Below are 6,714 nucleotides of genomic sequence, written 5' to 3'. Positions count from 1 at the left end.
CGCAGCGGCGGCTTTCTGCCTGCGACCCTGGTTGAGACCGAAGCAGGCTTTAAGCAGGCCCGCGACGTGAAACCCGGCGACATGGTGTTCACCTTTGACGGCGGTGCCCAGGAAGTGAAGGCGGTGCGCCACGCGGTGCCGCGCCTGACCACATGCCTGCATGTCCCGGCCGGTGCTTTGGGCAACGACACCGACCTGATGCTGCCTTCGGACCAGAAAGTGGCGCTGGAGATGGACACCGCCGAGCGCCTGTTCGGCCTGCCGGTTGTGGTCGCCAAGCTGATTGCGCTGACCGGCTACAAGGGCATTTCCGCCGCCGCGCCGGAACGCCTGGGCCGCATCCATTTCGAATTTGAAGAAGAAGAGCTGGTTTGGGCCGAAAGCGGCATGCTGATGCCCGCAGGCGATGTTGCTGAAGACTCGGCCTTTCATCAGCTGTCGCTGACCGAAACCCGCCAGGTTCTGGCCAGCGATGAAGGCCGTGCCCTGGCCGCAACCGGCATGGGCGGCACCGACGCCCGCCTGCCCAGCCCGCTGGACAACCTGCTGGACCGCATTCTGGCGGCCTGATCCCCGGCCCCGGAAACCAGCCATTCCTCCCTCCCCCCCTCGGCCCGCCACTGTGCGGGCCTTTTCTTTGGCAGACCGCCCCTTTGCAACGCGGGAGATCCGCCCCTGACATCTGCAACAGACGTGTCCGGAAATCCCCCAATGATTTCAGAACGTTTGTTCCGCCTGCAGGCGCGTTCGGGGAAGAAGTTGCCCGGAAAACAGTTGTGTGCCAGCATCGGACACAGGCGCAGAACGCACAACAGACCGCTTGGCGCCCGGTTCCAGGGAGGATTTAACGATGAACTTGCGGCCTGACCCCACATTTCATGCCACCCCCAAACTCGCCATGGAAGCCCCGGCCGAGACGCTGGCTTTCACCCTGATGCTCAGCCCCGATGGCTCGCAGCCCGATGGGCTGGCGGTTGTCGATGTGGATCCCGAGTCGGACAGCTACGGCGATATCGTGCATCAGCTGATGATGCCCAACAAAGGCGACGAATTTCATCATTTCGGCTGGAATGCCTGTTCGTCGGCCCTGTCGCCGCTGACGGGGCACGCGTTTCTGGAGCGGCGCTATTTGATTATTCCCGGCATCCGCTCCAGCCGGATCTATGTGATTGACGTGAAGGAGCCGCTGCAGGCGAAGATCCACAAGATCATCGAGCCGGAAGAGGTCTTTGCCAAGACCGGTTATTCCCGCCCGCATACCATTCACTGCGGGCCCGAGGGCATCTATGTCTCGACCCTGGGCGGCGGCGGCAAAGATGGCACCGACGGGCCGCCGGGCATCTTCATCATGGATTGCGAAACCTTCGAGATCCTGGGCCGCTACGAGATGGACCGCGGCAAGCAGGACAAGCATTATGACTTCTGGTGGAACCTGCCGCGCGATTACATGGTCAGCTCGGAATGGGGGCTGCCGCCGCAGTTCGAGAACGGCATCGTGGCCGAGGATCTGCTGAGCAACAAATACGGCCATTCGATCCATTTCTGGAACCTGCGCCAGCGCAAGAACGTGCAGACCATCGACCTGGGCGAAAACCACCAGATGGCGCTGGAGATCCGGCCCGCGCATGACCCCTCCAAGGACTATGGTTTTTGCGGCGTGGTGGTGGATACCACCAACCTGCAGGGCGCGATCTTTACCTGGTGGCAGAAGGATGACGGCACCTTCGAGGCCAGGAAAACCCTCACCATCGACCCGCGCCCGGAGAAGCCGGAAAACCTGCCGCCGCTGCTGCAGGGATTCGCGGCGGTGCCGCCATTGGTCACCGACATCGACCTGAGCCTGGACGACAAATACCTGTATGTGGCCTGCTGGGGGCTGGGGGAAATGCATCAGTATGATGTTTCCGACCCGATGAAGCCCAAGCTGGCGGGCAAGGTTGAACTGGGCGGGATTGCCCGCAGCGCCAAGCACCCCAACGGCAAGGATTTTGCCTATGGCCCGCAGATGGTCGAGATCAGCCGCGACGGCAAGCGGGTCTATTGGACCAACTCGCTCTATTCCACTTGGGACGACCAGTTCTATCCGGGCGGCGAAGGCGGCCAGATGGTGATGGCCAAGGTGGGCGAAAACGGCGGGCTGGAACTGGACAAGGATTTCTTTGTCGAGTTTCCCAAAGGCTACCGCAGCCACCAGATCCGGCTGGAAGGGGGCGACTGCTCCACCGACAGTTTCTGCTATCCCTCCGTCTGACGGGTGGCGGAACTCTCAACGGCGGCGCTGTGGTGGGCCGTTGTTGCGTCGGGGATCTATCACGGGGTGAATCCGGGGATGGGCTGGCCGCTGGCGGTCTCCTCGGCGCTGATGGAGCGGCGCAGGACCAGCCTGCTGAAGGCGCTGCTGGCGCTGGCCTTGGGCCATCTGCTGGCCATGGCTGCGATCCTGCTGCCGTTTTCGGCATTGCTGCGGCTGACGGAGTGGCATGCGGAAATCCGCATCGGTGCGGCTTGCCTGGTGATTGCGCTGGGGGTGTATCTGCTGATCAACCGCCGTCATCCGCGCTTTCTGGCGCGGGTGCCGCCGTCGCGGCTGGCGCTGTGGTCGTTCCTTGCCGCAATGGCGCATGGCGCCGGGCTGATGCTGGTGCCGGTCTATCTGGGCCTTTGCGGCCCGGACCAAGACGCAGGCCACGCCGCCGCCTCTACGCTGATGGGGCGCACTGCCGGCATCGCCGTAACTGTGGCGCTGGCCCATACTCTTGCGATGACCGCAGCCGGCGGGGTGCTGGCGCTTGGCGTTTATCATTGGCTGGGGCTGAAGTTCCTGTCAAAGAGCTGGTTCAACCTGGATCTGGTCTGGGCGCTGAGCCTTGTTCTGGTGGGCGTTGTTTCGCTGCTGACGCTGCATTGATGCGGCCGCCCGGAGCATCCTGCCCCACCCCCGTTGCCGCGGTGCGGCATCGGATATGTGATCCTGTGATGACAGCCGCGGCGAAAGGCACTATGTGAGGGCCGGAACAGGAAACGGATTCGGAGCCACACCGCCTTGCTGCTGCAGACGCTGCCCGCCTGCCCTTGCGGACCTGACCTGACGCGCTGCGCGCCGGGTGCCGGCGGCGCATCCGGCGCTCAGGCTCAGGCCGGCTTGCCGGTACGGTCCTTTGGCGTGGCCCGGTCAGCCGGATTGGCGCGCAGCAGGCATAATGCGCTAGACTGCCATCCGAGCCGCTTCCATCAGCAACCGAACAGCAAAGCCTAAGTGGGATTGGAGCCAGCCAATGTGCGGGATTTTGGGGATCGCAAGCCGGGACACGGATGTCTTTGCGGAGATTTATGACGGGCTCTTGATGCTGCAGCACCGCGGCCAGGACGCCTCGGGGATTGTGACCTACACCGGCGAGTTCTTCCGCGAGCGCAAGGAAAACGGTCTGGTCAAGGATGTGTTCGGCCCGCAGGATGCCGACACCCTGACCGGCAAGACCGGCATCGGCCATGTCCGCTATCCCACCGCGGGTTCGCTGAGTGCGGCCGAAGCGCAGCCGTTTTTTGTGAACGCGCCCTATGGCATCTATCTGGTGCACAATGGCAATATCACCAATACCGCCGAGCAGCGCGAGAAGGTGACCGGCAAATACAGCCGCCATCTGCGCACCACCTCGGATTCCGAAATCATGCTGAACGTGCTGGCCGACAAGGTGGCTGACGCGATCAAGGTCAATGGCAATGCCGAGCCGGTCCGCAACATCTTTGCCGGTGTGAAGACGACGATGGAGCGGATCCAGGGCGCCTATTCGGTGCTGTGCATGATCGCCGGTGTCGGCATGCTGGCGTTCCGCGACCCCAACGGCATCCGCCCGCTGTCCGTGGGCAAGCGCCCGGCGGAAAGCGGCGGCGAGGACTTCTGCTTTGCCTCTGAAGATGTGGCGTTCGGCATCAACGGCTTTGAAAAGCTCCGCGATGTGAAGCCGGGCGAGGCCATTCTGATTGATCTGGACGGCAATATGCATACCTTCCAGGCGGTCGAGGGCAAGCTGACCCCCTGTATTTTTGAATATGTCTACCTGGCGCGGCCCGATTCCATGATGGACGGCGTGTCGGTCTACAAGACCCAGCTGCGCATGGGCCAGGCGCTGGCCAAGCAGATCCAGGACGCGGGGCTGGAGATCGACAGCATCATCCCGGTGCCTGATTCGGCCCGACCGGTGGCGCTGGAAGTCGCCAATTCCACCGGCATCCGGTACCGCGAAGGGCTGGTGAAGAACCGTTATGTCGGCCGGACCTTTATCATGCCGGGCCAGGCCGAGCGGCAGAAATCGGTGCGCCGCAAGCTGAACGCGATTCCGCTGGAGTTCAAGGACCGCAACGTGCTGCTGATCGACGATTCCATCGTGCGCGGCAACACGATTAAAAAGATCGTGCAGATGTGCCGCGATGCGGGCGCCAAGAAGGTCTATATCGCCTCTGCCTCGCCGCCGGTGAAATACCCGAACGTCTATGGCATCGACATGCCGACCAAGCATGAGCTGATCGCAAACGGCCTGTCTGTCGAGGAAATCCGCGAGGAGCTGGGGGCTGACGCGCTGTTCTATCAGAAGCTCGAAGACCTGATCTGGGCGGCGCAGGAAGGCAACCCGGACATCCAGGGCTTTGACTGCTCCTGCTTTGACGGCAACTATGTCACCGGCGTCACCGCCGAATATCTGGACGCGCTCGAAGGCAGCAGCCGGGTCAGCGCCAAGATCCAGGACATGCCGGCCCCCGGCGCCTCCTGGAACGCTTCGAAACTGGCCACCGGCTGAGGCTGGCGCCCCCGCGATCCATGGGGGTTTGATATTCCGGCTGCATCCGCGTATGAGAGCCGCCAACAGTGCATGGGGAGGCGCTGGCCGTGACGGCCCGCGCCTTTTCCTATGCTTTCAGATGAAAGGCCGCCTTTTGGACGCGCATCTTGCCCGCATGCTGATCTCCCCGCGCCAGTGCCGCTGCTGCGGCGCCACATTTGCGCAATTGCTGAGCCTCAGCTGCGACCGGCCCGATATCTGCTCCGAGGACATGGAGGTGGAGGACAACTCTGCCGTCCTGGCCACCCGCGGTGACATCCTGACGGATGATTTCTGCCGCCTCGGCGAGCTGCGCTTTATCCGCGCGGTGCTGGCGGTGCCGTTGGCAAACAGCCGTGGCGAGGAGTTCATCCTGGGCACCTGGGCCAGCCTCAGCCGCGATGATTTCGACGCCTATCTCGACCTCTTCGAGATGCGCGAGACGGAAAAGCTGGGCGACCGCCCGGCCTGGCTGGCCAATGCGATCCCGCCGGATATGGCGGTGCCTGCAGGCTGCATGCTGGAGATGCGCCCCGGCGGTGAGTATCCTGAGCTGAAGGTCACCGAGCAGAACCACCCGCTCTATCCGCTGCAAAAGGACGGCGCCGAGCTGGAGGAGCTTCTGGAGTTGCTCTATGCCTATGGCCACGACCTGCCGTCGCTGGTTTATGACGCCTGAGCGGGTGCCGGGGCAGCCGGTCTCGCGGTCCCGTTGCGGCCGTCCGCGGCTTCCCGCCGATACAGGTGCCGCCGCATCGGATGCGGCTTGATACGCAGCCTGCGGCAGCCCAGATACGTCCGGATTAATGAGGAACGGACGGTATGTCGAACACAAAGACTGAGACCGGCACCCCTGCCAAGGTGGCAGGGCTTGCGACCCAGACCAATGCAATGAACCGCGGCAACCTGAGCCTGCTGGGCCTCTACGGTCCCGAGGACAGCATGACCGCGCTGATCCGGCTGCCGTCGGGCCGCACCCGCAAAGTGTCGCGCGGCAGCCGCCTGTCATCGGGCCAGGTGGTGGCCATTGACGCCAAGGGTCTGATCCTGAATTCCAGAGGTGAAAGCAAGCGCCTGATGATGCCGGGCAGCTGAACCATCCGGACCCGCGCGCGGGCGGGTTGATGCGGGAAAAGCTGCGGGCGTTTCTATGAAAACCCCTGCGCGTTCCAGGGCTGGTTTCAGCGCCTCTTGACCTGCCCGCGCCCGCGGCCCATGAAGGCGGCCATGACAGACAAAATCGCTCTCATCACCGGCGCATCGCGCGGCCTTGGCAACGCCCTGGCCGAGGCGCTTGCGCCCACCCATCACATTGTCGCCGTCGCCCGCACCACCGGCGCGCTGGAAGAGCTGGATGACCGCATCCAGGCGGTGGGCGGCTCTGCCACCCTGGCGCCGATGGACATCACCGTTCCGGAGGCGATGGCGACGCTCTGCCGCGGCATCCACGACCGCTGGGGCAAGCTGGACCTGTGGCTGCATACGGCAATCCACGCCACCGCGCTGTGCCCGGCGCCATCGGTTGCCCCCAAGGACTGGACCAAGGCCGTGGCCATCAACGCCACTGCGACCTCGGTGCTGATCCCCTATGTGGCGCCGTTGCTGGGCCAGCCGGGCCGCGCGGTGTTCTTTGACGACGCCAAGGCAGGCGAGAAGTTCTATGGCACCTATGGCGCCACCAAGGCGGCGCAGATGGCGCTGGCCCGCAGCTGGCAGGCCGAGGCCGAGCGCACCGGCCCGCAGGTGCGGATCCTGGAACCGCAGCCGATGGCCACCGCCCTGCGCGCCCGCTTCCACCCGGGCGAGGACCGCAGCGCCCTCGCCTCGATCCAGGACGAAGCCGCCCGCCTGCTGCCGCAGATCCTCGCGGACTGACGCCTGCCGCCGTCCCGCGCCG

The 6,714-nt window shown here is 64.2% G+C and carries 7 protein-coding genes; all 7 read left to right on the top strand.

What is annotated here, in order from left to right:
- A partial coding sequence (locus VOI29_RS21295) for a Hint domain-containing protein (RefSeq protein WP_323783469.1) occupies positions 1-570 on the top strand: 570 nt, incomplete at its 5' end.
- A gap of 280 nt (positions 571-850) precedes the next feature.
- Positions 851-2,251 carry a selenium-binding protein SBP56-related protein gene (locus VOI29_RS21290; RefSeq protein ID WP_323783467.1) on the top strand — a complete coding sequence of 467 codons (1,401 nt, stop codon included), beginning with the start codon at positions 851-853 and terminating at the stop codon, positions 2,249-2,251.
- Between the two features lie 3 nt (positions 2,252-2,254).
- Positions 2,255-2,908, top strand: a complete 654-nt coding sequence (locus VOI29_RS21285) for a hypothetical protein (protein ID WP_323783464.1) — start codon at positions 2,255-2,257, stop codon at positions 2,906-2,908.
- A 367-nt stretch (positions 2,909-3,275) separates the two neighbouring features.
- Positions 3,276-4,796: an amidophosphoribosyltransferase gene (purF, locus tag VOI29_RS21280; RefSeq protein ID WP_323783461.1), complete on the top strand. Its 1,521-nt coding sequence runs from the start codon at positions 3,276-3,278 to the stop codon at positions 4,794-4,796.
- A gap of 157 nt (positions 4,797-4,953) precedes the next feature.
- Complete coding sequence (locus VOI29_RS21275) at positions 4,954-5,496, top strand: DUF2199 domain-containing protein (RefSeq protein WP_323783471.1); 543 nt, start codon at positions 4,954-4,956, stop codon at positions 5,494-5,496.
- Positions 5,497-5,639: 143 nt separating this feature from the next.
- A complete protein-coding gene (locus tag VOI29_RS21270) occupies positions 5,640-5,912 on the top strand; it encodes a hypothetical protein (protein WP_323783459.1) in 273 nt (90 codons plus the stop codon).
- Between the two features lie 132 nt (positions 5,913-6,044).
- On the top strand, positions 6,045-6,692 hold the full coding sequence (locus VOI29_RS21265) for an SDR family NAD(P)-dependent oxidoreductase (protein WP_323783457.1): 648 nt from the start codon (positions 6,045-6,047) through the stop codon (positions 6,690-6,692).
- The last annotated feature ends 22 nt before the right edge of the window (positions 6,693-6,714 follow it).

The sequence above is a fragment of the Leisingera sp. genome, from assembly GCF_034669605.1.
GTDB lineage: Bacteria > Pseudomonadota > Alphaproteobacteria > Rhodobacterales > Rhodobacteraceae > Leisingera.
This window is presented reverse-complemented; position numbering and strand designations above follow the sequence as displayed.

What these genes read in the sequence shown, in the direction of transcription:
- VOI29_RS21290 (WP_323783467.1), top strand. Translation starts at nt 851, where the DNA reads ATGAACTTGCGGCCTGACCCCACATTTCATGCCACCCCCAAACTCGCC.
- VOI29_RS21265 (WP_323783457.1), top strand. Translation starts at nt 6,045, where the DNA reads ATGACAGACAAAATCGCTCTCATCACCGGCGCATCGCGCGGCCTTGGC.
- VOI29_RS21270 (WP_323783459.1), top strand. Translation starts at nt 5,640, where the DNA reads ATGTCGAACACAAAGACTGAGACCGGCACCCCTGCCAAGGTGGCAGGG.
- purF (WP_323783461.1), top strand. Translation starts at nt 3,276, where the DNA reads ATGTGCGGGATTTTGGGGATCGCAAGCCGGGACACGGATGTCTTTGCG.
- VOI29_RS21275 (WP_323783471.1), top strand. Translation starts at nt 4,954, where the DNA reads ATGCTGATCTCCCCGCGCCAGTGCCGCTGCTGCGGCGCCACATTTGCG.